This window comes from Alcanivorax sp. HI0044, from assembly GCF_001634945.1.
The window spans coordinates 1-734 of sequence record NZ_LWEZ01001316.1; the positions used below are offsets into that span (position 1 = coordinate 1).

The window sequence follows — 734 nt, forward strand, 5'->3', positions numbered from 1 at the left end:
CCGCTGGCTGGCGCTGCCCTGGTTCTACAAGCAGGGCTTCGATGTGTTGCTTTACACCCTGCCTTTCCATGGCCGCCGCAAGAGCCGTTTCGCTCCGTTCAGCGGCGCCGAATTTTTCAGCCAGGGCATGGCTGCACTGAACGAAACCTTTGCCCACGCCATTCATGACCTGCGCCTGTTCATGCGGATGCTGCGCGAGCAAGGCTCACCCGCCATCGGCGCCACCGGCATTTCCCTGGGCGGTTACACCACCGGCCTGCTGGCGGCACTGGAAAAGGACCTGGCCTTTGCCATTCCCAATGTACCGCTGGTGAGCGTGATCGATTTGATGAAAAGCTGGTTCCCGATCAACCAGCAGGTGAAGCTGCTGAATCAGGTCTACGACACCAACACCGCCGGCCTTCGCGAAATTACCGCCCTGCATTCGCCGTTAACCTGGCCCTGCCAGGTACCACAAAGCGGGCGCATGATCATCGGTGGTGCCGGCGATCGCTTCGCGCCGCCCAAGCACAGCCACCTGCTGCGCCAACACTGGAATAATTGCGATGTGCACTGGTTCCCGGGCAACCACCTGCTGCACCTGGATCAGGGGCTATACCTGAAAGCCATGCGGGACTTTATGAAAGGCGCGCTGGCGGAACAAAAGGTGAAATTGAACGCGTAGGCGCCCCCCCCCCTGTAGGCGCTCCCTTCCAGGGGGCGAACCGTGCGTAGCACGGAATCGACCGAAGGGC

At 61.2% G+C, this 734-nt stretch carries 1 protein-coding gene; it reads left to right on the top strand.

Annotation, left to right across the window (positions count from 1 at the left end; all coding sequences use genetic code 11):
* On the top strand, positions 1–664 hold a 664-nt coding region (locus tag A3730_RS31905), incomplete at its 5' end, for an alpha/beta hydrolase (protein ID WP_369819095.1).
* Positions 665–734: the final 70 nt, after the last annotated feature.